This is a genomic window from Streptomyces chrestomyceticus JCM 4735 (assembly GCF_003865135.1).
In the GTDB taxonomy this organism is placed as follows: domain Bacteria; phylum Actinomycetota; class Actinomycetes; order Streptomycetales; family Streptomycetaceae; genus Streptomyces; species Streptomyces chrestomyceticus.
The window spans coordinates 9,038,765-9,065,612 of record NZ_BHZC01000001.1 but is presented as its reverse complement, the minus strand read 5'-3'; the positions used below and the strand labels follow the sequence as shown (position 1 = coordinate 9,065,612).

The 26,848-nt window shown below is 73.8% G+C and carries 22 protein-coding genes and 3 pseudogenes; 7 read left to right on the top strand and 18 right to left on the bottom strand.

Features of this window, described 5'->3' with window-relative positions:
* Positions 1–83 precede the first annotated feature (83 nt).
* Positions 84–829, bottom strand: a pseudogene (locus EJG53_RS39195) (sulfite exporter TauE/SafE family protein).
* A gap of 70 nt (positions 830–899) precedes the next feature.
* Entirely contained in the window at positions 900–2,264 is a 1,365-nt protein-coding gene (locus tag EJG53_RS39190; RefSeq protein WP_125048871.1) for an MBL fold metallo-hydrolase, read from the bottom strand.
* Positions 2,265–2,655: 391 nt separating this feature from the next.
* Between EJG53_RS39190 and EJG53_RS39185 the strand changes: the two genes are divergently transcribed.
* Positions 2,656–3,276: a GOLPH3/VPS74 family protein gene (locus tag EJG53_RS39185; protein WP_125048870.1), complete on the top strand. Its 621-nt coding sequence runs from the start codon at positions 2,656–2,658 to the stop codon at positions 3,274–3,276.
* A gap of 72 nt (positions 3,277–3,348) precedes the next feature.
* On the opposite strand, the gene EJG53_RS39180 is transcribed toward EJG53_RS39185, so the two are convergent.
* The 9 genes from EJG53_RS39180 to EJG53_RS39145 all read right to left on the bottom strand — a co-directional run bounded on the left by EJG53_RS39180 (position 3,349) and on the right by EJG53_RS39145 (position 11,461).
* Positions 3,349–4,692 carry a TolB-like translocation protein gene (locus EJG53_RS39180; protein WP_125048869.1) on the bottom strand — a complete coding sequence of 448 codons (1,344 nt, stop codon included), beginning with the start codon at positions 4,690–4,692 and terminating at the stop codon, positions 3,349–3,351.
* 132 nt (positions 4,693–4,824) lie between these two features.
* On the bottom strand, positions 4,825–5,718 hold the full coding sequence (locus EJG53_RS39175; protein WP_125048868.1) for a DUF4190 domain-containing protein: 894 nt from the start codon (positions 5,716–5,718) through the stop codon (positions 4,825–4,827).
* Positions 5,719–5,856: 138 nt separating this feature from the next.
* A complete protein-coding gene (locus tag EJG53_RS43130) occupies positions 5,857–6,369 on the bottom strand; it encodes a hypothetical protein (RefSeq protein ID WP_244955532.1) in 513 nt (170 codons plus the stop codon).
* Positions 6,342–6,899, bottom strand: coding sequence for a hypothetical protein (locus EJG53_RS43125; RefSeq protein ID WP_244955531.1), 558 nt, complete (start codon positions 6,897–6,899; stop codon positions 6,342–6,344). Before EJG53_RS43125 ends, EJG53_RS43130 begins: the two co-directional genes overlap by 28 nt.
* Positions 6,900–7,055: 156 nt before the next feature.
* Complete coding sequence (locus EJG53_RS39165) at positions 7,056–8,705, bottom strand: M48 family metallopeptidase (protein WP_125048867.1); 1,650 nt, start codon at positions 8,703–8,705, stop codon at positions 7,056–7,058.
* 419 nt (positions 8,706–9,124) lie between these two features.
* Positions 9,125–9,439 (bottom strand): ANTAR domain-containing protein, encoded by a 315-nt coding sequence (locus tag EJG53_RS39160; RefSeq protein WP_125048866.1) that lies wholly within the window; start codon positions 9,437–9,439, stop codon positions 9,125–9,127.
* Positions 9,400–9,882, bottom strand: coding sequence for a hypothetical protein (locus EJG53_RS39155; protein WP_125048865.1), 483 nt, complete (start codon positions 9,880–9,882; stop codon positions 9,400–9,402). The genes EJG53_RS39160 and EJG53_RS39155 overlap by 40 nt, the downstream gene beginning before the upstream one ends.
* Before the next feature lie 167 nt (positions 9,883–10,049).
* The gene (locus EJG53_RS39150; protein ID WP_125048864.1) at positions 10,050–10,724 is read right to left on the bottom strand and encodes an ANTAR domain-containing protein; all 675 of its coding nucleotides are present in this window, start codon (positions 10,722–10,724) and stop codon (positions 10,050–10,052) included.
* Positions 10,725–10,864: 140 nt separating this feature from the next.
* Positions 10,865–11,461 carry a DUF2690 domain-containing protein gene (locus EJG53_RS39145; protein WP_125048863.1) on the bottom strand — a complete coding sequence of 199 codons (597 nt, stop codon included), beginning with the start codon at positions 11,459–11,461 and terminating at the stop codon, positions 10,865–10,867.
* 137 nt (positions 11,462–11,598) lie between these two features.
* Here EJG53_RS39145 and EJG53_RS39140 point away from each other — a divergent pair, with 137 nt between their 5' ends.
* Positions 11,599–12,138, top strand: a complete 540-nt coding sequence (locus EJG53_RS39140) for a DUF1707 SHOCT-like domain-containing protein (RefSeq protein ID WP_125048862.1) — start codon at positions 11,599–11,601, stop codon at positions 12,136–12,138.
* A 175-nt stretch (positions 12,139–12,313) separates the two neighbouring features.
* Here EJG53_RS39140 and EJG53_RS43120 read toward each other — a convergent pair.
* Positions 12,314–12,723, bottom strand: a pseudogene (locus tag EJG53_RS43120) (cation:proton antiporter regulatory subunit); the annotation flags it as partial.
* Positions 12,724–12,887: 164 nt separating this feature from the next.
* Between EJG53_RS43120 and fes the strand changes: the two are divergent.
* Complete coding sequence (fes, locus tag EJG53_RS39130; protein WP_125048861.1) at positions 12,888–14,150, top strand: enterochelin esterase; 1,263 nt, start codon at positions 12,888–12,890, stop codon at positions 14,148–14,150.
* Between the two features lie 91 nt (positions 14,151–14,241).
* Here the strand turns inward: fes and EJG53_RS39125 are convergent, their stop codons facing one another.
* The 4 genes and pseudogenes from EJG53_RS39125 to EJG53_RS39110 form a co-directional block, all read right to left on the bottom strand.
* Positions 14,242–15,327, bottom strand: a complete 1,086-nt coding sequence (locus EJG53_RS39125) for a YncE family protein (protein ID WP_125048860.1) — start codon at positions 15,325–15,327, stop codon at positions 14,242–14,244.
* A 261-nt stretch (positions 15,328–15,588) separates the two neighbouring features.
* Positions 15,589–19,532: pseudogene (locus EJG53_RS39120) on the bottom strand (amino acid adenylation domain-containing protein).
* Complete coding sequence (locus tag EJG53_RS39115) at positions 19,529–19,759, bottom strand: phosphopantetheine-binding protein (protein ID WP_030018483.1); 231 nt, start codon at positions 19,757–19,759, stop codon at positions 19,529–19,531. Before EJG53_RS39115 ends, EJG53_RS39120 begins: the two are co-directional and overlap by 4 nt.
* A 169-nt stretch (positions 19,760–19,928) precedes the next feature.
* A complete protein-coding gene (locus tag EJG53_RS39110) occupies positions 19,929–20,900 on the bottom strand; it encodes an ABC transporter substrate-binding protein (RefSeq protein WP_125048859.1) in 972 nt (323 codons plus the stop codon).
* Between the two features lie 142 nt (positions 20,901–21,042).
* Between EJG53_RS39110 and EJG53_RS39105 the strand changes: the two genes are divergently transcribed.
* From EJG53_RS39105 to EJG53_RS39090, 4 genes are all read left to right on the top strand, one after another.
* Positions 21,043–22,131, top strand: coding sequence for a FecCD family ABC transporter permease (locus tag EJG53_RS39105; protein WP_244955530.1), 1,089 nt, complete (start codon positions 21,043–21,045; stop codon positions 22,129–22,131).
* Positions 22,128–23,219 carry a FecCD family ABC transporter permease gene (locus EJG53_RS39100; RefSeq protein WP_125048858.1) on the top strand — a complete coding sequence of 364 codons (1,092 nt, stop codon included), beginning with the start codon at positions 22,128–22,130 and terminating at the stop codon, positions 23,217–23,219. Before EJG53_RS39105 ends, EJG53_RS39100 begins: the two co-directional genes overlap by 4 nt.
* A 336-nt stretch (positions 23,220–23,555) precedes the next feature.
* Positions 23,556–24,287 (top strand): ANTAR domain-containing protein, encoded by a 732-nt coding sequence (locus EJG53_RS39095; RefSeq protein ID WP_125048857.1) that lies wholly within the window; start codon positions 23,556–23,558, stop codon positions 24,285–24,287.
* A 71-nt stretch (positions 24,288–24,358) separates the two neighbouring features.
* Positions 24,359–25,072: a GAF and ANTAR domain-containing protein gene (locus EJG53_RS39090; protein WP_244955529.1), complete on the top strand. Its 714-nt coding sequence runs from the start codon at positions 24,359–24,361 to the stop codon at positions 25,070–25,072.
* A gap of 88 nt (positions 25,073–25,160) precedes the next feature.
* On the opposite strand, the gene EJG53_RS39085 is transcribed toward EJG53_RS39090, so the two are convergent.
* Together EJG53_RS39085 and EJG53_RS39080 are read right to left on the bottom strand one after the other, a co-directional pair.
* Positions 25,161–25,907 (bottom strand): class I SAM-dependent methyltransferase, encoded by a 747-nt coding sequence (locus EJG53_RS39085; RefSeq protein WP_125048856.1) that lies wholly within the window; start codon positions 25,905–25,907, stop codon positions 25,161–25,163.
* A 133-nt stretch (positions 25,908–26,040) separates the two neighbouring features.
* Complete coding sequence (locus tag EJG53_RS39080; protein WP_244955528.1) at positions 26,041–26,826, bottom strand: SDR family NAD(P)-dependent oxidoreductase; 786 nt, start codon at positions 26,824–26,826, stop codon at positions 26,041–26,043.
* Between the last annotated feature and the right edge of the window lie 22 nt (positions 26,827–26,848).

Below are 26,848 nucleotides of genomic sequence, written 5' to 3'. Positions count from 1 at the left end.
CCGGACGCCCGCTCGCCCGAGGCGGCCTGGGACGTCCGTCCGCCCACCGGACCGAGACGTCCGTCGCCGCTCCGCCGGACCCGTCACGTCACGGCCTCGACGAGCATGAAGGCCGCCACCGCCAGCAGGGCGAACGCGAACACGCGTTGCAGTCGGGGCCCCGAGACCTTCCCGGCGAGGCGCTTGCCGTCCCAGGCCCGAGGACGGCGGCCGCGGTGAACGGGCCGACGACCGCCCAGTCCAAGGCACCGGCCGCCCCGAAGCGGGTGGCCAGTGAGGCCAGCGAGTTGACGGAGATGACCAGCAGGCTGGTGCCGACGGCCGCCCGCATCTCGAAGGCCAGCACCGTGACCAGGGCCGGTACGGCGAGGAAGCCGCCTCCCACGCCGAGCAGCCCGGTCAGGGCACCGAGCCCCGCACCGGCCCCCGCGGCCCGTCCCCTCCGTACCTCGCGGTCCCCCTCCACCGCGGCCGCGGGGCGCAGCATCTTGATCGCGGCGAGGGCGGCGACGCCCGCGAAGGCGAGGGTGAGGGCCGCCTGCGGAAGGCGGGCGGCGGCCGCTCCGGCGAGGGCCGCGGGCAGCACACCGGCGGCGGCGAAGGCCGCGCCCGCCTTCCACCGCACGTGTCCGGCCCGCGCATGTGCGTACAGCGCGGTCAGGGAGGTGGCGGTGACGATGAGCAGGCTCGCCGTGGTGGCCTCGGCGGGGGTGAAACCGAGGAGGTAGATCAGCGCCGGGACGGCCAGGACGCTGCCACCGCCGCCGAGCGCGCCGAGCGCCAGGCCGACCACGCCGCCCGCCACCAGGGCCAGGATCAGTGCACTCATGCTGCCGGACCGTCCTGCCCGCTCACGCCGGTGACCTGCGGGGCGGGAGCGACGGGATCGGGAACGGGCATCAGGAGCCGGCCACGGTCAGGCCGGCGTCGATCGCGGCGTCGAAACCGTCGTCGACGGCGACGACCTGCCGTCCCACCGCGTCCAGGAGGGAGGCGGCGATCGCCGCGCGCATGCCCCCGGCGCAGTGCACCCACACGACGCCCGGCGGTATCTCGCCGGTCCTGCCGTGCAGCTCGTGGACGGGGATGTGCACCGAGCCTTCGACGTATCCGCCGGCGCGTTCGGAGGCGCGGCGGACGTCGAGCACCACGATCTCCGTGCCACGCTCACGGACGGCGGCGAGGTCGGCGAAGGCAGCGCGCGGGAACGAGGCGAGTTCCTCGCCGTCGCGTATCCAGCCGGCCGGGTCACCGGTGGCGGCGGCGGCCGGGCGGTCGATGCCGACCCGGGTCAGCTCCCGCTGGGCGGCGGCGATCTGCTCCGGCGTCGTGGCGAGCAGGGTGACCGGCTTGCCCCACGGGATCAACCAGGCCAGGTAGGTCGCGAGCTTGCCGTCCCCTTCGAAGTTGAACGATCCGGCGACATGTCCGGCGGCGAAGGCGACGCGGCTGCGCAGGTCCACCACCCACTCCCCGGCGGCCAGCCGCTCGGCGATGCGCCGCGCGTCGGCGGGCTCGGGCGGGGTCAGGTCGACGGGGGCGGGGCCCGCGGCGTTGGCGGGGCCCATGTGGGCGTAGTACGCAGGTACGTCCTCCAAGCCGGCGAGGGTGCGGGCGACGAAGGTGTCCACGTCCAGGGTGAGCGCGTCGTTGGCCGTGCGCTCCTTGCCGATCGTGGTGCTGTCGCCCTCGGCCTGGGACGAGGAACAGAAGCTGCCGAATCCGTGGGTGGGCAGCACCGGGACCTCGTCGTCGAGCTCGTCGGCGAGGCGGCGGGCGGAGGCGTGCTGGGCGCGGGCCAGCCGCTCGGTCAGCCGCGGCTCGACCAGGTCCGGACGGCCGACCGTGCCGATCAGCAGCGATCCGCCGGTGAAGGCCGCCACCGCCCGGCCGTCGTCCTCCAGCGCGTACGAGGTGTGGTGCGGCGTGTGGCCGGGGGTGGCGATCGCGCGCAGCACCAGGCCCTCGTCCACCGTGACCGTGTCGCCGTCGGCGACGGGCGTGCGGGCGAAGGAGACGCTCGCCGCGGCCGGGACCAGGTAGGCGGCGCCGGTGACGCGGGCCAGCTCCAGGCCGCCGGTGACGTAGTCGTTGTGGATGTGGGTCTCCGCGACGTACGCGATCCGCACCCCGCGCCGCGCCGCGGCGGCGATCACCTGGTCGATGTCGCGCGGCGGGTCGATCACGACCGCGGCACCGTCGCCACCGGCCAGGTAGCTGCGGTTGCCCAGGCCCTCGAACGTCAGGGTGTCGACGAAGAACACGGTGATGCCTCCTCCATGGAACGGGAGTGACGGGGGTGGAGCTGTGTACCCCCGGGGGTATCTGTCACCCACCTTAACAGGCATACCCAGGGGGGTATTCCGGAGTGCCGGGACACCCGGGAATTCCGGCGGCTCCCGGGGATCGGAACGTGTGCGTCCGACAGCGCCCCACTGCGACGGGTACCCGGTGGGGTATCGGGGAATCCGGCCGGGCCCGAGGCGGTGGCGCGCGCCGAGCCGTCGCTGGAGCACGGACCGGGCTACAGTCGGAGCCGGTCAACTCCGCGCGGTACACCGCCCGTTGTCGTCCGTGGTTCCCACTCCGCCCCTCCCCGCCCCCGGCCACTCACCGCCGTACCGCCGCGGGTCCCCCTGACACGGAGCCTTCGTCATGACCACACCGCGGGACCTCCAGATCGTCGCCGTGCTCGCCTCCAAGGACGCGGCTGAACCCCGCCCGGTGGACCCGGGCGATCTCTCCCTCGCCCTGGCGGGAGCCGAGGTGATCGACCTCCTGCGCGCCGGGGCCCTCACCCTGGACGGCGACCGCATCGTTCCCGACGACCGCGACCGGAGAGCGCCGGCCGACCGCCTGCTGGACGCGGCGGCGTCGGCGCTCGTCCGGCAGGCGCCCCACGAGTCGGTCGAGGACTGGCTGTGGCGCCGGGGCCGCGGCCTGTCGGCGGTCTACCGGGCCGCCCTGACACAAGAGGGAACCCTGACCCGCGAGCGCCGTCGGCTTCCGTTCCTCAAGGGCCGGACGACGGTGGCCGCCTCGGCCGCCCGCAGCCACGCGGCCGACCGCTGGGCCTCGGGCGAACCCGTCCTCGCCGCTCTCGCGGCGGCGGCCGGAATGCGCGAAGCGCCGGCCGACGACGCCCTGAGCGGGACCGACGACGCGGTCGTGACCGTCCTCGCCGCCGTCAACGAGGCAGTGGTGGAGCTGGAGGGCGTACGGCAACGACGCTCCGTCGAGCAGGCGGCCTTCGACAACATCTGGCGAGGCGTGTGACGGGAGGGGACGGCGCGGCGTGGGCCCGGCGGGCGGAGGCGGACGGCCCGGTTCCGTACACCGCCCGCCCCCTCAGCGCAGGCGCCGTACGAAGAGGTCCGTCGCGCCGTTGGTGTCGCCCGGCACCAGGTCGTCACCGGCACCGGCGAAGGCGACCAGCCGGCCCCCGCGGTCGGAGGACACCCCGAAGGAGGCTCCGGCGGACGGCCCGCCGTCGGGCGTCGAGCTGAGGCGGGTGACCCGCCCGGTCCGCAGGTCGCGTGCGAAGACGTCCCAGGTGCCGTTGGTGTCGTCCGGGACCAGGTCGGGGGCGTTGGTGGTGAAGTAGGTGGTCCGGTTGTCCGCGCTGAGCCCGCCGCCGGTCACGCTGCCCGTCGGGGGACCGCCGTCGGGACGGGCCGCCAGCCGCGCGTACGCGCCGGTGCGCAGGTCACGGGAGTACGAGCCCCACATGCCCGGCCGGTCCCCGGGCAGTACCGCGTCGCTGGTGTCGAACTGGAGGTACCGGCCGTCCGGGGAGAACCGCAGCCCGTACTGGACTTTCGCCGGGATGCCGGACCGGTTGTACGCGCCCGCCCGGGTCTCACCGGTGCGCCGGTCGTGCACCCCGAAGGAGACGTAAGGAGGCTGCGGCCTGGCGATGCCGGGCGCGCCCTGGGGCCAGGGGAAGAGGTTCTTCGCTTCGGTGGTGAAGGCGACCTGCCGTCCGTCGGCGCTGATGACCGGGTCGGAGGAGGGCGCGGTGCCCTGCGTACCGTCACTGGCCACACTGACCAGTTCGGTGCTGCCCTTCCGGAGGTCCCGGACGAAGACGTCCGCCTGTGCGTTGATGTCCCCTGGCACGAGGTCGGCGCGCAGCGAGGTGAAGGCGAGGTGGCGCCCGTCGGCGCTGATGGAGGGCGAGAAGCTGCGTTCGGCGGCCGGATCGCCGTCGTGCCGGGTGACCAGTGCGGTGGTGCCCGTCCAGCGGTCGCGGACGAAGACGTCCATGCCGTCACCGCGGTCCTGCGGGTCGAGTGTCTGCGACGGCGAGTCGAAGGCGACGAACCGGCCGTCGGCGCTCACGGAGTGGGTGTAGCCGGGCTCGTACCCCGGCGAGCCGTCCGGATTCGCGCTGACGAGATCGACGCGCCCGGTACGGAGGTCCTTGGCGTACAACTGGATACCGGTGCCCTCGGGGAGGCCCGGTACGAGATTGCGCGCCTCACTGGAGAAGACGAGGACGTGGCCGTCGGCGCTCAGTACCGGGCCGGAGGAGTCGCCGTCGGCCTGTTCCCCGGTGGCGCTGACGCTGACCCGGCGCAGGTCCCCGTACGGACCGGCCGGTGCGGGGCCCGCGCCGTGCGCGGACACCGCGGGCAACGTTGCGGCGCAGGCTCCTGCCAGCACCACCAGAACTGCGGTCCATCGACGCACGGTTCCTCCCTACCCCACGGGCACCGAACGGAGCCGGAGCAAGCCAACCGGTACGGCGTCACACCGGCAACGGGGGAACCGGCCATCCGCAGGCCCGCGACGGCGCCCGGGGGTTGCGGACCGCCGCCCGGGTCACTTCCCCGTCAGTCCGGTGGGCCCGCTCCAGTAGGTCCGCTCCCACCGCTTCGCGTCCGGAGTGAACTCGACCTCCATACGGTCGGCGGCGTCCGGCGGCAGCGAGAACGCGTACGTGCCGACGACCTCCCGGCCGGGCAGGACGTACCCCTTGAGGACCTTCTGCCGCCCGCTGCCGTCGATCACCAGCTCCGTCGAGGCGCCGTCGGCGTCGTTGACCGAGGGCAGTCCCGTCTCGATCTCGACCCGCTCGGTCCCGGTGTTGACCACCTTGATCGTCACCTGGACGGCCTTGTTGCCCTTGGCGTGCCCCAGGACGTAGCCGTCCGGGACGAACGGCCGCGGCTCGGCGACCGTCACCTTCAGCCCGTTCCCGAAGGTGTAGGAGTCACCGAACGACGGGTGCCGCGCCTTCTTCTCGGCCTCGGCGGACTTCTTCGCCTTCTCGATCCAGGCGCTCGCGTCGTCGTTCGCCTTGTGCACCACGGTGGCGAAGACGACTCCGCCGACGATCGCGCCCAGCAGTCCACCCACGCCCAGCAGCACACCGGCCAGCGCCATGCCCTTGCCCCGCGCCCGGCCCTTGCGTGCCAGGCCGAGCCCGACGGACCCGAAGATCACAGCCAGCAGCGCCGGCAGCCAGGACATCCAGAACAGGACGACGGGCAGGGCGAGTACGACGCCGAGGACACCGAGGACCAGCGCCGTGACGGCCATGCCGTTGCCGGGCCGCGGCGCGAGCGGCAACCCCGCCGGGGGCAGCCCCGTCGGAGGCGGGCCCCAGGGGGCGGGAGCCGGCCCGTGGTCGGGGGACGGCGGGCGCCACGGGTCGCGGTCGTCCGGCGGCGGGGCGACGGGCTGCTCACCGTCGGGCGGAGTGGATACGGTCACGCACAGTCCTCGTAAGGGGTCGAAACGGGCAAGCTGTTGACCTTATCAGTCAGGCAGACAGCATCAGTCAGGCAGGCGGACGGCAGTCGGCCACCCCCTGCTCAGCGGTCGAGGGCCTACCGCTCCCCGCCGTGCCGCTCACGACCCGTTCACGGCACCCCGCAGCGCCTTGGTCCGGTAGCGGCAGTAGGTCTTGGCCGGGGAGGGGCGGTAGCTCCACGGCAGCGCGCCCACGTATCCGTCCACCGCGCGGAACTGTTCCAGGGCCGCTTCGTGACGGTCCTGCTTCGTCAGGAAGTACGCCAGCAGGTGCCTGACCTCCGCCACCCGGCGGTCGTCCGGCCGCGCCGCGGCGACGTCCCGCAGCGCGTCGTCGGTCATCCCCAGGACATCGGGCCAGCCGTACGCCTCCGACGGCGTCTCGTCTTCGTGTTCGAACCAGGCGATGAGGCGCAGCACCGTCAGCAGGCTGCCGGGCGGGGCGGTCGCCGCGGCCTGTCCCGCGAAGTCGCGGGCGATCTCGGCGGAACCGCGCCACTTCGCGCACCAGTACTGGAGTGCGCGCACATGCCCTTCGAAGTGGTGCGGGGCGCGGGAGGTGACCTCGCTCCACAGGTCGAGCATCATCGCGTGCGAAGCGCCCAGACCCATGTACAGGGGGATCTTCTTGACGTACGGGGTGGGGTCGCCGGGCAGCGCCAGGGCCTCCGCCCGTTCGAACGCCTCCCTGGCCTCCCCAGCACCCGGTGGAATCCGGCGAACTGCTCGGCGGTGGTGTGCTCGGCGGTGTACGCGCCCCGGATCTCCCAGGCCAGCGTCACCTGCGCGGAGGCCCGGACCACGGCCGCGTCCGGGTCGTCGGGGCGCGCCGCCTCCCAGGCCCGCAGCCAGGTGTCGTCCTCGGCCGCCCGCTCGGCGACGACGTCGACCAGGTGGGAGCGGTGTTCCCAGTCGGTGCCCGCCGCGCTGATCACCTTGGCGGCGGTCTGCCACTCGCCCCGGACGAGGGCCTCCGTCACGGCGTCCGCCTCGGGGTCGGCGCACGGCCGTTTCGTGTCCTGGCGGTTCGGCGGCAGCAGGTCCGTACCCGCCGCCGCGGCGCGCTTGGTGGTACGCCGTCTCTTCCACAGCCAGGTGCAGACGGTGACGGTGAGGATGATGAGGGGAAGAATCCCGTGCATGGGTGCGATTGATCCGATCGGAGGTGTGCTCGCCGGGCGGCGTCGGTGGCTGCCGGCGTGGTGAGTGGTCGATGATGGGTGTTACGTGATCCGTGGCTGGTGCTGCGGGGTGGGTGCTGCGGGGCGTCGGCGGGGCCCGGAGTCGCCCGCGTCCGGTCAGCCGGCGAGGAGGCCGCGCAGCGGTCCGGTGTCGGGGTCGTCCGCGACGGCCGCCCGTACCGCCGCCGCCAGTTCGTCCTCGACGTCCCGCTCCCCCGGCAGCCGGAGCCGGGGCCCGGCGACCCAGGACGGTTCCCAGCGCGCCCCGGCCGCCTCCACGAGGGCGAGTTCCGCGAGGTTCCGCACCCCCTCCTCCAGGTCCGGGCGCAGGAACTCGCGTGCTGCCCGGCCGCTGGCACGGGCCGCCTCCGGTGACTTGGGCAGGTGCCGGGCGACCCACCACAGCCGTCCCGCGTCGACGGCGTCCAGCAGGGCCGCCAGATCCTCCGCCGCGCTGCCCGGCGTGATGCCGAAGGCCGCCATCGCCCTCCGCAACGGCTGCGCGTCCGCTTCCGTCAGCGTGTGCACGGCCCGGTGCGTCAGGTCCGGCCAGTCGGTGCGCTCCATGACCAGCGCCTCGGGCGTGAGGACGGTGCCCTCCACCTCGACCAGCACCCGCTCCGCATCGCGCAACAGGGCCAGCGCGGGCCGTGCCGGGGACGTGGCCGGGCCGTCGTCGGGCAGTGCCTCGATCAGCCGGACCCGTTCGGCCACCGGCGGGTGCGAGTCGTACGGGGTGGGGTCGCCGGACGGCGGTTCCCCGCGCAACTCCGCCAAGTCGGCCCGCAGCTCGGGGTCGTCGAGCAACTGCCGTACGCCGCCGACGACCTCGCCGTGCGGCGGGAGCAGGCCCGCCCGGGCGCCCAGGCCGACGTACCGGCCCACGTAGACGTCGTGGACGACGTCCAGGACGGCGATCTCCCGCAGCGCCGAGGCCGTGGCGTCCCGGCCTGCGACCCGGGCCGCCACCCGGTCCGCGGCGAGTTCCTGCTGCCGGCCCACGCTCTGCGTGGCCCGCAGGTAGAACCGCGCGTACGCCTGGAAGGGCCTGGACACCACGCCGTACAGCAACGGCCCGGCGATTCTCCCGAGTCCGGTCCGGACCGCCCGGACGGCGACCGTGACCGTACTCCCGCGCCGCTCGGCCCCTGCCTCGGCGGCGCTTGTCCGGCCCCCGTCCTGACCGGGCTTCCTCCGGTCGCTCCGCGTCCGTCCGGGCGCCTGGAATCCCGCCACCGTCCGCAGCACGCTGTCACGGCCGCGCAGGGTGATACCGGCGAGCCGGGTGTCCGCGTTGCCGTAGTGGCCGAGTTCGTGGGCGATGACCGAGTGCAGTTGGGGTTCGCTGAGGCCGATCAGCAGCGGTACACCCAGGTACAGGCTGCGCCGGCCGGGCAGCAGGCCCAGCAGCCGGGTGCGTTCATGGACGGCCGCGTTCACCTCTTCGGTGAGGAGCAGCCTGTCGGGCGCCCGGGTGCCGGTGCGCTCGGCCAGCGAGCGGACGGCGTGCCACAGCTCGGCCTGTCCGGCCTCGGTGACCGCGAGCCCGTGCTTGCCGTCGTCGCCCGTACCGAGCGTGCAGACGCCCCGCAGAATCGGCAGGCCCACCAGGACGGCGAGCACGGTCGCCGTGACGGCGCCGCCGGTCGGCGCCCAGGCCCAGGCCGCCAGTGCGGCGCCGGTGAGCGCGCAGAGTACGGCGAGGGCGAGGACGTAGAAGCCGGCCAGCAGGAACAGTGCACGCAGAGCGCGCAGAGTGGTGCCCACAGGGCAGAGTCCCCCCACAAACAGAAAAACGGAGCGAGAGGATCATAAGTGCGACATGGTCATGGCCCGAACCGATTTCGCGGTCACCGAACGTGCACCGGCTACTGCGGTGCCGGACTCGGGGCGGTGCCGGACTCGGGGCGGTGCCGACCTCGGGGCGGTGCCGACCTCGGGCGAGGGCCGCCGTCGCACGACCGGGATCAAGTGGGCGCGACGCCTTCCGGGCAAGGGCCGTCCGGCTTTCGGCGGGCCCCTGCGCCGGGGCGCCTGAGCAGCGGAGCGCATCGTGGCGCGGCACCGGGCGCACGCTCAGCGACCTGGCCGCCCAGGTCGCCCGGGGCCGGATGCCCGCGGAGTTCGTCGCCGCGCGGTGACGCGGCCGTCGGCGGCGGGCCGGCGGTCTCACTCGACCGACGGACTCACTCGGCCGGCGCGTCCTCGGCCGGGTGGTGAGGACCGGCCGGCGGCCCGGGCAGGTCGCCGGCGTCGATGGCGCTCTGCGCGACGGTGGACAGCAGCAGGCTGTGCCGGCGGGCGTGGTCGCGCATGAGGTCGAAGGCGTCTCCGAGGGAGACCTCACGGTGCGCGGCGAGGTAGCCCTTGGCCTGTTCGATGAGGATGCGGCCGTGCAGGGCGCCGTGCAGTTGTTCGTCGATGATGCCCGTGTCGGTGTGCCGGAGGGTACGGGCGTGGATCAGACCGATGGTGGCCGCGTCGGCGAACGCCTGCGCCATGGCGAGGTCGTCCAGCGGCACCGGACTGTCGGTGGCCCGCAGGAGCAGCAGGCTGCCGAGGGTCTCCCGGCGCAGCCGCAGCGGGACGGCGCAGACATAGGTGTAACCGGCTGCCCGGGCCTGCGTGGTGAAGTCGGCCCACGTGGCGGGAGCTTGGGAGAGGTCGCCGGGGCGACGGGCTCGGCGGTGCGGTAGGCGTCCAGGGCAGGGCCTTCGCGCAGCGCCACGTCCAGCACCCTGGACAGGGCCGGGCTGGGGTCGCAGGGGGCGGGGCTGTACATCTGCGGGCCCGGGTAGGCCAGTACGACCGCGGCGTCGGTGACGGCGAAGATGTCCCGGCAGCGGGCGGTCAGTTGCTGCAGGAAGTCGATGACGTCGAAGTCCGCGACAAGGGTGTCGGCGAGTTCGACGAAGGTCTGGGCGATCTTGCCTTCCCTGCTCATGTCCCTACTCCTCGGTAAGCGGGTGCGGGCACGGCAGGCCCGTGCCGGGCGGCGGTGTCACGGCGGCAGGTCCCGGAGGATGCCGTGGACAGTTCTGGCGGCAGTTCCTGAACGATGTCGCGGAGTGGTCACGGCGACTGTTCCTCATAGACGTCATGGGGTGGTGGTCATGGCGGCAGATCCTGAAGGATGTCGCGGGCGGTCTCGGTGAGGGGTCGGCCGGAGGCGAACGCCCGGGCCCGCAGCCGGACCAGCGCCTCCTCCAGCGGTACGCCGAGCCGGCAGCTCAGCACGCCGGTGGCCTGGTGCACCTCGACCCAGTGCAGGTCGACCGCGCCCGCGGAACCCGGCCCGTCGTGGGGCGTGGACTCCCCGGTGTCCGGCCGCCAGGTCAGCAGCCGGCCGGCCAGCGCGTCGGCCACCCGCAGCCCGTCCGCCGCCTGCCGCGCGGACAGCGGCCCCGGCGTCCTGCGGTATCCGGTCAGCGCACCGAACCGGGCGCCTCCGGTCCGTACCGGCCACACGAACACCGCCCGTACGCCCAGCGACTGGGCCTCGACCACGAACTGCGGCCACCGTTCGCCCGTGCCCGAGTCCAGATCCGGCACCTGGTAGGGCACTCCGCTGAAGTCCGTCGTCACCCCGGGGCCCCCCAGGGTGAACTGCGCGTCCTCCAGCCGCGCGCTGATGTCGTCGCTGAACCACACCAGTTCCGCACCCCACCGCAAGGAGACCGCGATACCCTCCAGCCCCAGCGCGTGCGCGCACCGTACCGCCCACTCCCGGTGTTCCCCGGAGTCGACGGCCCGCTCCAGACCGACGAGCAGTTCCTGCACAGACACCCGGTGCTCCATCGCTGAGCCTTCCGCGCCGAAGGCGGACGGACCGGCACCGAAGAGGGCCGCGTTCCGTATCTGAAGGCTACTCTCCACGGGCCCCTAGGGAGCCGGTACGGGAGGAGCGCTTCCCCCTTGCCGAGGCATTACTTCCAGGCGGTGGTGTCCGTCGCGACGATGCAGTACTTGCGCCAACTCCCGGTACGGGAGACGGCGATGGTCGGCTCCGCGCAAGCGGTGACCCGAAACGTTTCGCCCACCGACACCATCGGCGTGTACTGGTCCTTGCCGTACTCGACGACGGCGCTGCGGGCCGAGCCGCCCTCCACCCGGACGGTCACCACGTCCCCCACTTCCGCGTTGATGATCCGCCCCCACACGGCCCCGCAGCGCTTGCTGCGCCGCACCTGCAGCGCGACCGGATTGTCCGCCCGCGGGAGCCAGGTGACCGCATCGGCGGAGCACCCCTCCTTCTGCGGGTCCTTCCCGTCGCATCCGGCTCCTGGGCAGGTGGCCGGTGCCGGTGCCGGCGGGGAGAGCCAGTCCTGCAACGCCCCGGTCAGCAGGACCGGCACCACCCCGCCCACGACGGCCGCCGCGACCGCCACCAGGAGGGCGTGCGTACTGTGTTCACGCAGCCGGCGCCACACCCGGCGCAGCGGCGACCGGTTCTCCGAGCCGTCCCCCTCGGCCTCACCCTCGACCTCGGAATTGCCCTCTTCCTCGCCCTCGGAATCACTCACCCTGCCTCCCGGAGCCCTCCGCTGCCTCACCAGCGTCGGCGGCCCCGCGGCGCACGGTAAGAATGATTCACGCCTCGTCCGAAGTCCGGTGCGGTGCCCGGCACATGACATCGTCGGCGCGACATTAGAGTGAGACGGTGACACCACCATCGGAACATTCGCACCGGCCGCTCGACGAGGACGACCGCGAGAGGGCCCTGCAACGCCTGCGGGATGCGTATGCCGACGGGCTCGTCCCGCACGAGGAGATGGACGAACGTCTCGACCAGGTGCTCACCGCCGAGACGCACGATGAACTGGCATCGCTCCTGGCCTCGCTGCCCCCGGAGCGTCCGGGCACCACGTCGACGATCGCGGCCGCCGGCGGACGGATCCGGCGGCGGGGCGCGTGGCGGGTGCCCCGGGTCCTGAAGGTCGGGTCCGCGTTCGGGAAGGTACGGCTGGATCTGTCCCGGGCGGTCATCGAGCATCCGGTCGTCGACATCGAGCTGCAACTCGGTACCGGCGGGGCGAAGATCACGGTGCCGCGCGAGGCGGTCGTCGACGTCGAGGGTCTGCACACCGGGTGGAAGGACCTGCGCTACCAGGCCCCGAAGCGGTCCGGCGACGGACCGAAGATCCGCATTTCCGGGGCCGTGGGCTTCGGACGGCTGAAGATCCGCCACGCGCGGCGCTGAGATTCGGTGGGGACGTTCACCTCCGGCGCGCGCCGGAGGCGCTCTGTTTCCGGTGTGCGCCAAGCCGGGGTCGGTGCGGACCTCGGCGACCGCGTCGGAGGGGCCCGAAGGCGAGTCCGGCCAGTAGGTACAGGGGAACGGAGGACAGTCCGACGCGGCCCGCGAAGCGTCCGGTGAGGGGGTCGCCGATGGCGAGCCGGAAGTCGGGGCCGGGGGCGGGGTGGGCGCTGGTGCGGCGCAGGACGGTGACGGTCGAGGCTCCGGTGCGGGTGCGGGCCAAGGTGTCTCCCAGGGGCCGTCCGCCGCACGGGAGCGGGCGCCGAGCGGGAGGTGTCCGGTGATCAGGTCGAGTCCGCCGGTGGGCACCGCTTCCAGTGAGGAGGGAGTGACAAGGCGGGCCAGTTCGGTGGCTTCGTCCGGTTCGAGGGAGACGGATTTCTGGCAGGCGTACGGGTCGTCCGCCGAGTGGAGCCCCAGGGAGCGGCGCCCGTCCTGGTGGACGACGACGGACAGGCGCCGCCCGCCGCGTGTGGCGAAGTCGTACCGAGTGCTGACTCTCGGCAGTGCGGTACGTCGGGGGCCCACGGCCGCCTCCCACGTGCGTGCCCCGGCGCGGCCAGAGGCGGCAGCACGCCCAGGGGCACCGTCGGGCCCGGTCGCGCCCGCCCGCGCCCACCCGCGACCGGGCCCGAGCAGCGTACGGGACGTAAGGTAAGGGTGACCTTACCCGTCGGCATGGAGATCGCCCGATGACCGTCACCGCCCCGCCCTCCGACACGCCCCGGCACCCGCCCCGCGTGCCGCGGCCCTCCCCCGTGCCGCGCGTCACGGACGAGCGTGTCGTCCGCCGGGCGGCCGCGTTGTCCGGGGCGGAGTTCTGGCGGGCGGTGGAGCGCGAGGGTACGCCGCTGACCGGCCCGGACCCGTACGGTGCGGCGGACCACGCGCTGGTGACGTTCCTGTGGCGCGGCTCCCCCGCCACCCGCGCGGTCCTGGTGTCGCCCAACAAGCTCGCCGATCCGCGCGACCCGTCCGGGAATCTCATGGAACGCGTCCCGGGTACGGACGTGTGGCACTGGTCGGTGCGGATGCGCCGGGACTGGCACGCCACGTACACGCTGTGTGTGGACGAGGGTGACGGCCCGGCCGACGCCGCCGCGTACTGGCCCTGGCTGCGCACGCAGCAGCGCCCCGACCCGTACAACCAGCGCGCTATCGCGAGCCGCTGGGGCGACACCCCGGTGTCCTGCGTCGCGCTGTCCGGTGCGCCGCAGGATGAGATGTGGCGGGAGCGGCCCGGCGTACCCCGCGGCACGGTCTCCGTCCACACCGTACGCAGCGCGCTGCTCGGCAACGAGCGCCGGGTGTGGCGGTACGCGCCCCCGGGCGGCGCGGAACCGGGTGCGGAACTCCCCGTCCTCGTCCTCCTGGACGGAGAGATGTGGCAGCCGGGACTGGGGGTGGCCACGCTCCTGGACAACCTCATCGCGGACGGCCGCATCCCCCCGCTGGCCGCGCTGCTGCCGGAGTCGCTGGGCGCGGACACCCGCTGGACCGAGATGACGTGCGACCCGCGGTTCACCGGCTTTCTCGCGGACGAGTTGCTGCCCTGGGCGAGCGCGGACCTGCCGCTGACCGCCGACCCGGCCCGTACCGTCGTGGCGGGCCAGAGCCTGGGCGGCCTGACCGCCGCGTACGCCGCGGTGTCCGTGCCCGGCCGGTTCGGCTGCGTGCTGGCGCAGTCCGGCTCCTTCTGGTGGCCGAACGGTCCGGGCGCGCAGTGGCTGACCGAACGGATCGCGGAGTCCCCTCGGCTGCCGGTGCGGTTCCGGCTGTCGGCGGGCGAGCAGGAGTGGGTCGCGCTGCCCGCGAACCGCCGGCTGCGTGACACCCTGGCGGCGAAGGGGTACGACGACGCGGTGTACCGCGAGTTCAACGGCGGCCACGACTACCTGTGCTGGCGTACGGAGTTGGCCGACGGGCTGTGCGACCTGCTCGGCCCGGGGCGCTGAGTCACCGTCGAACGCCGCCGAGTCCGGCTCCGCCACGCCGGGAGCGTGCGCGACGGAGCCGGACTCGGTGGGAGCGTGTGCGGCGTACCGGTCAGTGGGAGCGTGTGAGGCTGATGCGGTGCACCGAGTCGATCCGGTCGGCACCGGCGGCGGACTTGTCGACGACGTAGGCCGTGCCGCGGCGGACCGTGACGTGGTTCGGGTTGGGGCCGGTGGCCAGGTCGGCCAGGACGGTGCCCTTCTCCGGGTCCACGACGGTGGTGGTGCCGCTGCCCCGGTTGGCGACGAAGACCCGGCCGGAGCGGTGGTCGGCGGCGACGGAGATCGCGCCCGCGCCGGTGGTGACGGTCCGGGTGACGGTGCCCTTGCGCAGGTCGACGACCGAGAGGGTGCCCGCGGCCTGGTTGGCGGTGTAGGCGGTGCGGCCGTCGGCGGACAGCTCGATGCCGATGGGGGCGTCGCCGGTGGGGATGAAGCGCGGCTCGGCCTTGTACGGGCTGACCGCGATGATCCGGTCGTTGGTCAGGTCGGTGGCGTAGGCGGTGCCGGTGCGGGTGTCCACGGCGAGTCCGGCGGTGCCGGCGCCCTCGACCTTGACGCGCTTCTTCTCCTTGAAGGTGCGGGTGTCGAAGGCGACGACCGAGCCGTCGCCGAAGCCGCTGGCCCAGGCGAGATCGTGGCGCTTGTCGACGACGATCTCGCGGGCGTGGGCGACATTGGGCAGGGTGGCGAGGTGCTTGCCGGTGCGCTGGTTGTAGACGGCCACCGAGTTGTCGCGGGTGTTGGTGGTCCAGACGGTGTCGTGCTCGTCGTCCACGGCGACGCCGTAGACCGCCTCGACGGCGCCGGTCGCCTGGTCGGTGACCGGCGGGGTGTACGCGGCCTTGGCCTTGAGCGTCTTCGGGTCGACCTTCAGCAGTCTGGACTGGGTGACCGGGGGCCGGCCGACGGCCGTCGTGGTCCACAGGACGTGGTGGCGCTCGGAGTAGGCGGACTGGTAGAGGCCGGTGGCCAGTTGCGCGGTGTCCACCTGGTACGACGCCCGGTGCGCGGGCCGGTCGTGGGCGACGGCGGTGCCGCTCACCGCCAGGACGCTGCCCGCGGCGACGGCCAGGGCGGTGGCGTTGCGGACGAGGCGGCGGGCGGTGACGCGGGGCTGCGTCTTGAGGGCGCTCATGATCCGGCTCCTCCTGAAGGGGCGGGCGGGGCAGGGCAGTCGGGTGAGATCCACCCGACACGGTCAAAGGTTAGCTTAGCCTTACCTAAGTTGCACTCCCTCGGCGGCCTCGAGGGCGAGCCGGGCACCCCACGGCGGCACACCCGACTCACCCGTCCGAACGGCCCGTTCAGGCGTCCAGCTCGTACCGAACGACCCGTTCAGGCGTCCAGCTCGTGACCAACGGCCCATTCAGGCATCCAGCCCGTCCGCACGCCCCCTTCAGCCGTCCAACTCCGCCAGCCGCCCCGCCACCACCCCCGCGATCCCGTCCATCCAACGCGGCTGCGTCATCTGCGGATGCAGACAGTCCACGTCGTGATTGGCCAGCCCGCCCCGGATGTACGGCGTCCAGGTGTCCCGCGTCAGCCAGTCCTCGGCGCGCGGGCGGCGGCGGTGAAGAACAGCGCGTCGCCGGTGAACACCCGGTGCTGGTGTTCCCGCATGAGACGGGCGTTGTTGACGACGATGTCCACGACGGCGGACAGTGTCCGGTCGGACAGCCCGGCCAGCGCGCTGCCTTCGCGGCGCAGCGTCTCCAGGACGTCCTCGCGGGTCAGCTCGTCCGTACGCTCGAACCCCGCCATCCGCAGCAGCGCGGTCAGCGCGTCGGTCTCCTTGGGGACGGCCTGGTCGCGCCACTGGTCGGAGGGGTAGGCGTCCAGCAGGGCGAGGAACTCGACCCGCTCCCCCGCCTCCTGGAGCTGTACGGCCACGGTGTGGGCGAGGACGCCGCCCACGGACCAGCCGAGCAGCCGGTACGGGCCGTGCGGCCGCACGGTACGCATCTGCCGTACGTAGTCCGCGGCCATCTCCTCCATCGTCGCCGGGAGCGGCTCGTCCTGGGCCAGCCCGCGCGCCTGGAGGCCGTACACCGGTTGCGCGGGGTCGAGCCGGGAGAACAGGCCGGAGTAGCACCAACTGATGCCGCCCGCCGGGTGCAGGACGAACAGCGGTACGCGGTCGCCGGCCGGGCGCAGCGGCAGCAGGACGTCCAGCGCGTCGCCGCCCGCCCCGTCGCCGTCCAGGCGGGCGGCGAGCGCGGCCGGGGTGCGGTCCTGGAAGAGGGCGCCGATGGCCAGGCTGGTGCCGAGCGTGTCCCGTACCCGTGCCATCAGGCGGGCGGCCAGCAGGGAGGTGCCGCCCAGGTCGAAGAACGCGTCGTCCACGCCGACCCGGGGCAGGCCCAGCACTTCGGCGAACAGCCGGGTGAGGGTCTCCTCCCGGTGGGTGCGCGGGGCGCGCCCGGGACCCGCCTCGAAGAAGGGGGCCGGGAGCTGTTTGCGGTCCAGCTTGCCGTTGGGGCTGAGCGGGAACGCGTCCAGGGCGACCACGCTGGTGGGCACCATGTGCTCCGGGAGGGTGCGGGCGAGCGCGGCGCGCAGTTCCTCCGGGTCGGGCGGGGTCTCGCCGTCGCGGTGCTCGTACGTGACGTAGCCGGTCAGCCGCTGGTCGCCGGGCCGGTCCTCGCGTACCACCGCGCAGGCGGCGGCGACGGCGGGGAGGGCGGCCAGGGCCTCCTCGATCTCGCCGAGTTCGACGCGCTGGCCGCGCAGTTTGACCTGGTGGTCGGTGCGGCCGAGGTAGAGCAGTTCGCCGTGGTCGGTCCAGCGGGCGAGGTCACCGGTGCGGTACATCCGGCCGCCGTCGGGCCCGTAGGGATCGTCGATGAAGCGGGTCGCCGTCAGGCCGGGCCGTCCCAGGTACCCGTCGGCGAGCTGGGTGCCCGCGAGGTACAGCTCGCCGGGGATGCCGGGCGGGCAGGGTTGCAGGGCCGCGTCCAGGACGTACAGACGGGTGTTCCAGACGGGCGCTCCGATGGGCACCGGGCCTTCGCCGTCGGGCGCGCAGGCGTGGTACGTGACGTCGACGGCCGCCTCGGTGGGGCCGTACAGGTTGTGCAGTTCCACGCCCGGCAGGGCCCGCGCGAACTCCCGTGCCGTCTCGCGCGGCAGTGCCTCGCCGCTGCAGAACACCCGGCGCAGCCCGGCGCAGTTCACCGTGTCCGGCTCGGCCAGGAACATCTGGAGCATGGAGGGCACGAAGTGGCAGGTGGTGACGGCCTGTTCGCGGATGACGCGGGCCAGGTACGCGGGGTCCCGGTGACCGCCGGCCTCGGCGACCACCAGCGTGGCGCCCTGGCGCAGCGGCCAGAAGAACTCCCACACGGACACGTCGAAGCCGGAGGGCGTCTTCTGGAGCACCCGGTCGCCCGGTTCCAGGCCGTACTCGCCCTGCATCCAGCGCAGCCGGTTGTCGATGGCCCGGTGGCTGACCACGACACCCTTGGGGCGGCCGGTGGAGCCGGAGGTGTAGATGACGTACGCGGGGTGGTCCGGGGTGAGCGGGCGCGGCGGAACGGTGCCGGAGTACGCGCCCAGGTCGAGGCCGTCCAGGGCGACCACCGGCGGCTGCCCGTCGCCGGGTACGCGGTCGTCCCGGTCGGTGATCACGCACACGGGCCGCGCGTCGTCGAGCATGTACGCGAGCCGGTCGGCGGGGTAGTCGGGGTCCAGCGGCAGGTAGGCGCCGCCCGCCTTGAGCACGGCCAGCAGGGTGAGGACGAGGTCGGCGGAGCGCGGTACGGCGACGGCGGCCAGGGTGCCGGGCCGGACGCCCAGAGAGGCCAGGTGCCGGGCCAGCCGGTTGGCGCGGGCGTCGAGTTCGGCGTACGTCCAAGTGGTGTCCCCGAAGACCAGCGCGGTGGCGCCGGGGGTGCGGGCGGCCTGTGCCTCGATGGGCCCGATGAGCGTGGTGGGCGGCAGCTCGCGGGCCGTGGCGTTGAACTGCTCCAGCACCAGGGAACGTTCGGCCGCCGTGGCGATGCCGTGCTCGCCCTGGGGGACGTGCGGGTCGGCGTGCGCGAGGCGGGACAGCAGGTCCAGGAACCGCTCCTGGTGGTGGCCGACCTCCGGGCCCTCGTACAGCGCGGGGTTGGCGTCGTAGTCGAGGCGGAGGCCGCGGCCGTCGGCGCGGTCGTAGACGTTGACGGTCAGCTCGTCGACCGGGCCGGTGGAGAGGTTGTGCGCGGTGGCCGGGGCGCCGGCGAAGTCCAGGCCGTAGTCGAAGGGCATGACGTTGACCAGCGGGCCGACCAGCGCCCGGTCGGCGCCGAGCAGGCCCAGGTCGCGGCGGACGTCCTCGTAGCGGTAGCGCTGGTGGCGGCGGGCCGCGCGGATGCCGAGGACGACCTGGCGGGTCAGTTCGGCGAAGGTGGCGCGCGGGCCGGCGGTCAGCCGCAGCGGCAGGACGTTCATGACCATGCCGGGGACGCGCAGCGCCACCGAGCCCATCCGGCCCATCATCGGCAGCCCGAGGACGACCTCTTCGGCGCCGGTGGCCCGGGACAGGTACAGCGCCTGGGCGGCGATCAGCACGTCGGGCCAGGTGGCGCGGACCGAGGAGGCCAGTCCCTTGAGCCGTTCGGTGACCTCGGGCCCCAGGTACGCGGTGCGGCGCAGATGCGTACGGGAGGGCAGGGCGGTGCGCCCGGCCAGGTTGACGGCCTCGGGCCGGTCCGCGAACGCCTCGTTCCAGTGCCGCCGGTCGGTCTCGTACGTGTCCGAGGCGCGGTACGCGGCGTCGTCGTCGACCAGGTCGGTGAGGCGCCCGAAGGGGTCGGGCCCGACGGGCTCGCCGGTCGCGAGCGCCGTGTAGACCTCGGCGGTGCGGCGGGCCAGCAGTGAGTAGCCGAAGCCGTCCATGACGACGTGGTGGACGCGCTGGTACCACAGCCAGCGGGTGTCGCCGACCCGGAACAGCGCGTGCGCGAACAGCGGTCCGGCGGCCAGGTCGAACGGTTCGGCCAGGTCGGCGCGCATCCAGGCGAGCGCCGCGCCGTCCGGGTCGGCCTCCGCGCGCAGGTCCGCCAGATGCAGGGGCAGCGGCGCCGGGCCGGTGGTCAGCGGGAGCTGGCGGGGCCCCTCGGGAGTCTCGACGATCCGGACCCGCAGCGCGTCGGCCTCGGCGACCACGTGGTGCAGCGCGTCGGAGAACAGCGCCGGGTCCACCGGCCCGTGGATCTCCAGGTACTCGGCGGTGTTCTGCGCGGGGCTCGCCGGGTCCAGGGCCTGCGCGTACCAGAGGCCGGTCTGGGCGGCCGTCAGCGGCAGGCCCTCGGCGGCGACGGGCCGGCCGGCCGCGGCGGTGTCGAGCAGCGCCGTCATGAGTCCGCGCCCAGGATGCGGGCCCATGCCTCGATGGCGGGCTGCTCGGCGAGGTCCACGAAGCCGGCCCGGGTGCCGTGGTCGCGCCGCCATCGTTCCAGGAGCGCCATGATGCGGACCGAGTCCATGCCGTAGTCGACGAGGTTCTCGTCGACGGGGATGTCGGCCGGGTCCTCGCCCAGCACGTCGGCGACGTCCGCGCGCAGGTGGTCGATGGTCAGAGCCATGACAGGTGGTTCTCCTTGAGGGGTGGGGCCGGTGGTAGTTGAGGGCGTGCTGCCGGAGTTCCGGCGGACGGCCGGGACGTGCGCGTACGTGCGGGGTGCTGCCGGTGCGTACGGCCGCGGGCGGGCGCCGGGCCGGGCGGAGTGTGCCCGTCCGGCCGGGCGCCGTGCGTCACTTGGCCATGGCTTTCTCGATGTCGTCCAGGACGGACAGGGCCGCCAGGCCGCCGCCCAGGCTCGTCCACTTGGAGCCGTCGATCTCGGTGGCGTGGCCCTCGCGGACCGCGCCGAGCTGACGGTAGGCGGGCTTGGCCTTCAGCTCCGTGAACAGGTCGGCGTCCTTGCCCTTGGCGGCGAGGGTGCCGATGAACAGCCAGTCGCCGTCGATCTGCTGGATGTCCTCGTCACTGATCGGGGTGGAGTGGCCCTGGCCGCGCTCGTTCTGGATGCCGGGCCGCTTGAAGCCGAGGTTCTTCAGGACGTCGCTGATGAACACGCCCTGCTGCATCACGGCGGTGCCCTTGGCGGAGTAGCGGGCGACGGAGACGGTGGCGCCGGCGCGCGGGCCGAGCTTCTTCTTCAGGGCCGCGGCCTTGTTCTCGTAGCCGGTGAGGAAGGTCTTGGCCTCGTTCTGCCTGCCGAGGACCCGGCCGGTGAGGTCGAGCGCCTTCTTCCAGTCCTTGTCCTTGCCGATGGTGACGACGGTCGGCGCGACGGCCTTCAGTTGCTGGAGCACCTTCGGGTCGGCGAGCTGCCCGGCGAGGATGACGTCGGGCTTGGCGCGCAGCACCTTCTCGACGTCGGGGCCGGTGACCGCGCCGACGACCGGTATGTCCCCGGCCCGGCCGGCGAGGTAGCCGGGGGCGCCTTTCTGGCCGCGGCCGGCGGTCAGACCGATCGGCTTCACCCCGAGGGCCAGCGCGGAGTCGAGGTCCATTTCGCTGAGCGCGACCACCTTGGCGGGCTTGGCGGGCACCTCGACCTCGGTGCCGGTGGCGTCGGTGACGGTGACCTTGCCGCCGCCGGTCTTCGCCTGCCCGGAACCGGACGCGTCCCCTCCGCAGGCGGTGAGGGCCAGCGCCAGGGCGGCGGTGACGGCGGCCGCCGCGGTCCGGCGGACGCGCGGCAGGGTGTGGGTGGACATGTCTGTGCTCTCCGAGTGGTGAAGTCCGGTGCCAGGACGGTGTTTGACGGAACAACTGGTGCCGGGCATGCCGGGGAAACCCCGGTATCCGGGCCTGTCGGGCGACGAAAGCCCCGGTCAAGCCTTAGGTTAGGCTAACCTTATGTTGGTTGCGCAAGAGGCCGGGCCCCCCGTGGGCGACACCCAGCCCCCTCCGTCACGGGCGTCCGGCCACCGCCGGCGCATCCTGACCGTTGCGGTCGCCCTGACCGTGCTGCTGGCCGTCCTGGTGCTGCTGTCCCTGCTCATCGGCACCGGATCCAGCCCCGTCGCGCGCGCGTGGGACTTCCTCCTGGGCGATCCGGCGGCCCGCGCCGACGCCCAACTCCGGCTCGCCGTCCTGGACGTACGGCTGCCGCGCACCCTCGCCGCCGTCCTCGTCGGTATTTCCCTCGGCGCCGCAGGCTGCCTCCTCCAGGCCGTCACCCGCAACCCTTTGGCCGAAACCGGACTGCTCGGCGTGAACTCCGGCGCCGCACTCGGCGTCGTCATCGGTCTCACCTACTTCGGGGCGAACTCCTCCTACGCCCTGCTCGGCTGGGCCCTCGCCGGCGGCATGGCCGCCAGCGCGGTGGTCCTGCTGCTGGCCGCCTCCGGCCGGGCCGCGGCGTCACCCCTGCGGCTGGTGCTCGCCGGCTCCGCGCTCGGCGCCACCTTCCACGGCATGACCTCGTACGTCCTGCTCAGCACCCAGTCCACCTTCGACACGTTCCGCTACTGGACCATCGGCTCCCTGGCGGGCATCAAGACCTCGGACACCTACCCGCTGATCCCGCTCGTCGCGACCGGCCTGCTGATCGCCTTCGGCGCCGCCCGCCCGCTGGCCGCCCTCGCGCTCGGCGACGACAGCGCGCGATCCCTGGGGCACCGCCCCGGGCTGGTCCGCGTCGTCGTCGCCGGGGCGGTGACCCTGCTGGCCGGGTCGGCGGTGGCGATCGCCGGTCCCATCGCCTTCCTCGGCCTGCTGGCCCCGCACGCCGCCCGCTCCGTCACCGGCCCGCGGATCGCCGCGCAGCTCGCCCTGTCGGCACTGATCGCCGCCGATGTGATGATCGCGGCGGACATTTTCGCCCGGATCGCCATCCGCCCCTGGGAGACCCCCGTGAGCGTGCTCCTCGCCTTCGTCGGCGGGCCGTTGCTGATCTGGATCGCCCGCTCGCGGCGGATGTCCACGGCGGGAGGGACGGCATGACGAAACCGACGACGGGCGCCGTCTCTCCCGGAGGGACCGCTCCGGACGTCACGCCGCCCGACAGCCTCGTCCTGCGGACCGGCGCCTTCTCCTGGCTCTTCCCCCGCCGGGGCTCGCTGGTCGCCGTCGCGCTCGGCGCGCTGATCCTGGTCATCGTCGCGCTGGGTACGTTCGCCAGCTCCACCGGCATGAGCCTCACCGAGACGCTCTCCGGCCTGTTCGGCACCGGCGACCCCGCGACGGTGATGCTGGTCCAGGACTTCCGGCTGCCCCGGATCGCCGTCGGCGTCCTGGTCGGCGCGGCCCTGGGCATCGCCGGCTGCCTCACCCAGACCCTCGCCGGCAACCGCCTCGCCACTCCCGACCTCATCGGCGTGAACGAGGGCGCCACCGCGGCCGTCGTCGCCTCCGTCGTCGGCTCGTCCACCGGCATGATCGGCGAGTGGTGGCTCGGCCCGGTCGGCGCGGTGCTGGCCGCCGCGCTGGTGGTGCTGTGCGCGGGCGGCGCGGGTCACCGGGGACACCGTGTCCTCGTCGTCGGCATCGGTGTCTCGACCGTCGTCGGTGCCGTCACCGACCTCGTCATGTCCCGTCAGAACGACAACACGGCCGGCGGCGTCTTCCTGTGGACGGTCGGCAGCCTCAGCGGGCGCGACTGGTCGGTGGGGACGCCGCTGCTGCTGATCCTGCTCGCGCTGCTCCCGTTCGCCCTCGCCGCCGGGAACCGGCTCCAGTTGCTGCGCTTCGACGACGACACCGCCGCCGGGCTCGGCGTGCCCGTACGGCGAATCCGGGCGCTCGCCCTGGCCCTCGCGGTGGTCCTCTCCGGCGTCGCCGCGGGCATCGGCGGCCCCATCGCCTTCGTCGCCCTCGCGGCTCCCGTACTGGCCGACCGCCTCGGCGGCCGGGCACGCGTACCGGTACTTGCCTCCAGCCTGGTGGGCGGCGCGCTGATCGCCGGCGCCGACGCGCTGGGCCGGGTGATCGCCCCCGTCGAGATCCCGGTGGGCGTGGTCACCAGCGTGCTCGGCGGCCCCTTCCTGCTGTGGGTCCTCTTCCGCCCGGACCGGGGCGCGGGCCGGCCCTAGGAAGCCGTGCGCGGTGCCGGACCCGTACGGCGGCAAGCGCGGGGAGGGCCGGCACCCCGTGGCGTCAACGGCTCGCGGAAGCACCGGCTTTCCCTGTGCGCGCTCTTGCCGGAGCGCTACCGTGAGAAGTGCACCGTGAGGCCGTCCAGAGCCGGGTGGAACCGGCAGCCGCGGCGGCCCCGGATGGGCCAGGTGAGAGTCGAGGCGGCCGGCAATTCCTGTCAGCGGGCATCAGCGGTCCCTGGGACCGGACTTCCTTCTCCCACCGCCGCGGACGCGCGCCGAGACCCCGCCTCCACGTCGTGGAGGCGGGAGCCTGCCGATCGGCGGCCATTCATGCCTGCGACCGAACGTGAGGCGCGTATCGCCGAAGCGGTACGCGACCTGGTGCACCGCAGCGCGGACTTCGATCCGCTGGAGCTGCTGCACGACCTGACCGAACACGCCACGGCCCTGCTGCCGGTGGCCGGAGCCGGCGTCACCGTCCTCGACGACCTGGGGCGGGTGGAGTACGCCACCGCCTCCGACGAACGCTGCCGCCGGCTGGAAGAAGTCCAGATCGAACTGGACGAGGGGCCCTGTCTCGACGCCACCCGCGACGGCACCGCCATGGCTCCGGCCTCGCTGTCCGGCCCGGCGGCGATGCGCTGGCCCCGCTTCGCCCGCCGCGCCCGGCGCGCCGGGGTCACCGCGGTCGCCGCGGTCCCGCTGCGCACCCCCGGCTTCACCGCCGGTGCCCTCAACCTGATGAGCGGCCAGGAGACCGAGATACCCACCGCCAACGACCTGCGCATCGCCCAGGCCCTGGCCGACGCCACCGCGGCCTGCTTCGGCCATCAGCACGATCTGCACGACCAGGCCGTCCTCATCCAGCAGCTCTCCACCGCGCTGGAGAGCCGCCTGGTGATCGAGCAGGCCAAGGGGGTGCTGTCCGAACGGCTGGGGGTGAGTCTGGACGACGCCTTCGGGCGGCTGCGCGCGCACGCCCGCGCCCGGCAGCTCAAGCTCACCGACCTGGCGGCGGATGTCGCCCAGGGCACGGTGCCCTCCGAACTGTCCGAGCCGTGACGTCCCGGCCGGACGGACCGCGCGCCGCCGGCACCGACCGCGTCGGCCGCGCCCGCCACGAAAGGTAGACCATGCCACACGCCGAGTGGGAGATGCTCCTCGACCGGCTGCGCCATGCCGCGCGCACCGGCCAGGGCCTTAACGGCGTGAGCCCGGGAACCGCCGCGCGACTGCTCGGCCACGACGCCCTGACCCTGTGCCTCGCCACTCCCCGTGGCCACCTGGAACTCCTGTGGGCCGACGATGCCGCCGACCGGCTCGGCCCGGCCATGGACGACCTGCAGTACGTCCTCGGTGAAGGGCCCACCCTGGAGGCGCTCCACACCGGCCGTACCGTCGTCGAACCCGACCTGCGGAACACGCCCGTCGACCGCTGGCCCCAGTTCCTGCCCGCCGCCGCCCGTACCGACGTCCGTACGGTGGTGGCCGTCCCGCTGCTCCTGGGTGTCGTGTCCGTCGGTGTCCTGACCGCCTACCGCGTCCGGCCCGGTGCCCCGAGCGCCCAGCAGATAGCGGCGACCGACCGGTTCGCGCGGGCCGCGCTGAACCTGCTGCTGTACACCTCCCCCGCGCGGCTGCTCACCGGTGAGCACGGCGCCGGGCTGGCCCTGCACCGTGCCGAGGTCCACCAGGCCACCGGCGTCCTCGCCGTCCAGCTCCGGGTCGCCCTCGACCAGGCCCTCCTGCGGCTGCGGGCCCACGCGTACTCCCAGGACCGCGCTCTCCTCGACGTGGCCCGCGACGTCATCGCGCACCGCCTCCGCCTCGACAACGGCTCGTCGTGACGGTTCCGGCGCGGACCGCCTCCGGGCGGAGGTGCCGGCCGCCTCGGAGGTAACGGCCGGTCCGCAGAGGTCAGTCGGTCCGCGGAGCTCAGTCGGCCCGCAGGCGGAAGACCATGTCCGGGGCGTCCCCCTCCACGGCGCTGCCGTCCCCGTCCGTCACCGACACCGTACGCAGCCCGGCCTCGGCGGCGAGCTTCTCGAAGCCGGAGCGGGTGTACCAGTGCAGCAGCCACGGACGCTCGACCACGGTGGGCCCGCCGGGTCCGTGGCGTTCGTAGCGCAGCACGGTGGTCCTGGTGCGCGCGGCCTCGTCGCGCTGTTCCGACACCACGGAGAACCGCAGCTCGGCGCCGTCGTCGGCGGGAGCGGTGCGGACCTGCCCGATCCGGTCGGCGGGGGTCGGGCCCGGGACGTGCAGCGGGATCAGCGCGGTGCCGCCGTCGGCCAGGTGGCGGCGGACGCGGTGGAGAGCGGCCGCGGCGACGCTGTCGTCCGGCAGCAGGTTGAAGGTGGGCCCGGCCAGGAAGACCGCCTGGAACCGGCGTGACAGGCTGAGCGCTTCCATCCGCTGGTGGTGGACGGTGACGGTGACGCCCGCCTCGTCGGCCCGGCGGCGGCAGCGTTCCAGCATGTCGGCGGAGGAGTCGACGCCCTCGACATCCAGGCCGCTGCGACGCAGGGCGAGCAGCGGGTCACCGTCCCCGCAGCCCAGTTCCAGGGCCGGGCCGCCCACTTCGCGGAGGAAGGCCGCATAGACCTCGGGGTCCGGGGAGAAGGACCGCAACGGGGCGAAGGACTCGGCGACGAGGCCGGTGTAGAAGTCGGCTGGGTCCACGGACGTTTGCCGGGCCTTTCTGTGGGAGGCCGGCTTCGCGGGCCGAAGCCGGGGGCCGCCGACCTGAGTTGAGAGCAGCGACCGCCGACGCAGGGTAAGTTCCACGAGATCGGCACCGCCAGCGGTTTTCGCGCTACTTGGCCAGGTACCCGCCGTCCACCACATGGTCGCTGCCGGTCATGTACGAGGCGTCGTCGGACACCAGGAACGCGATGAGGGCGGCGACTTCGGCCGGTTGCGCGGTGCGCTGCAACGGGACGGAGGCGATGAGGTTGTCGGTGCTGCCGGGCGGCAGCGAGGTGACCATCGGGGTGCCGACGACGCCCGGTGACACGGACAGGACCCGGATGCCGTGGCTCGCGTACTCGCGGGCCGCGGTCCGGGTCAGGGCGAGGACGCCCTGCTTGGCCGCCGCGTAGGCGGCGTGGCCGCGGAAGGCCGAGTGGGCGGCTATGGAGGAGAGGTTGACGATGACGCCGCCCGTCGCGGCCATCACGGGGAGCTGGCAGCGCATCGCGTGGTAGACGCCGTAGAGGTTCACCTTCGTCACGGCGTCGAAGTCGGCGGGTGACAGCTCCGCCAGCGGGGTGAGGGGGCCGCTGATCCCGGCGTTGTTGACCGCGATCCGCAGGCCGTCGCCCATGGTGGCGGCCTCCTTGACGACGCTGGTGACGCTGTCCAGGTCGGTGACGTCCACCCGGCGGGCCAGGGCGGTGCCCCCGGCCTCGGTGATCTGCCCGGCCACCCGGGCGGCACCGTCCTCGTCGAGGTCGGCGGCCACCACCACGGCGCCCTCCGCCGCCAGCCGCTCCGCGCACACCGCGCCTATTCCGGAGGCGGCACCGGTCACCAGGGCGACCCGGTCCCGCAGCCGACCGGGCCGGGTTCCGTCGCCGGACGGGGGGAGGTGCGTGGACATGTGCGGCTCCTAGGGAGAGGCG

Excerpts from the sequence above, each read along its gene's own strand:
- EJG53_RS39185 (WP_125048870.1), top strand. The coding sequence starts at position 2,656 with ATGACCACACCGCGGGACCTCCAGATCGTCGCCGTGCTCGCCTCCAAG.
- EJG53_RS43130 (WP_244955532.1), bottom strand. The coding sequence starts at position 6,369 with ATGGGTCTGGGCGCTTCGCACGCGATGATGCTCGACCTGTGGAGCGAG.
- EJG53_RS43125 (WP_244955531.1), bottom strand. The coding sequence starts at position 6,899 with ATGCACGGGATTCTTCCCCTCATCATCCTCACCGTCACCGTCTGCACC.
- EJG53_RS39160 (WP_125048866.1), bottom strand. The coding sequence starts at position 9,439 with ATGGCGCAGGCGTTCGCCGACGCGGCCACCATCGGTCTGATCCACGCC.
- EJG53_RS39155 (WP_125048865.1), bottom strand. The coding sequence starts at position 9,882 with ATGAGCAGGGAAGGCAAGATCGCCCAGACCTTCGTCGAACTCGCCGAC.
- fes (WP_125048861.1), top strand. The coding sequence starts at position 12,888 with ATGACCGTCACCGCCCCGCCCTCCGACACGCCCCGGCACCCGCCCCGC.
- EJG53_RS39125 (WP_125048860.1), bottom strand. The coding sequence starts at position 15,327 with ATGAGCGCCCTCAAGACGCAGCCCCGCGTCACCGCCCGCCGCCTCGTC.
- EJG53_RS39115 (WP_030018483.1), bottom strand. The coding sequence starts at position 19,759 with ATGGCTCTGACCATCGACCACCTGCGCGCGGACGTCGCCGACGTGCTG.
- EJG53_RS39110 (WP_125048859.1), bottom strand. The coding sequence starts at position 20,900 with ATGTCCACCCACACCCTGCCGCGCGTCCGCCGGACCGCGGCGGCCGCC.
- EJG53_RS39105 (WP_244955530.1), top strand. The coding sequence starts at position 21,043 with ATGTTGGTTGCGCAAGAGGCCGGGCCCCCCGTGGGCGACACCCAGCCC.
- EJG53_RS39100 (WP_125048858.1), top strand. The coding sequence starts at position 22,128 with ATGACGAAACCGACGACGGGCGCCGTCTCTCCCGGAGGGACCGCTCCG.
- EJG53_RS39095 (WP_125048857.1), top strand. The coding sequence starts at position 23,556 with ATGCCTGCGACCGAACGTGAGGCGCGTATCGCCGAAGCGGTACGCGAC.
- EJG53_RS39090 (WP_244955529.1), top strand. The coding sequence starts at position 24,359 with ATGCCACACGCCGAGTGGGAGATGCTCCTCGACCGGCTGCGCCATGCC.
- EJG53_RS39080 (WP_244955528.1), bottom strand. The coding sequence starts at position 26,826 with ATGTCCACGCACCTCCCCCCGTCCGGCGACGGAACCCGGCCCGGTCGG.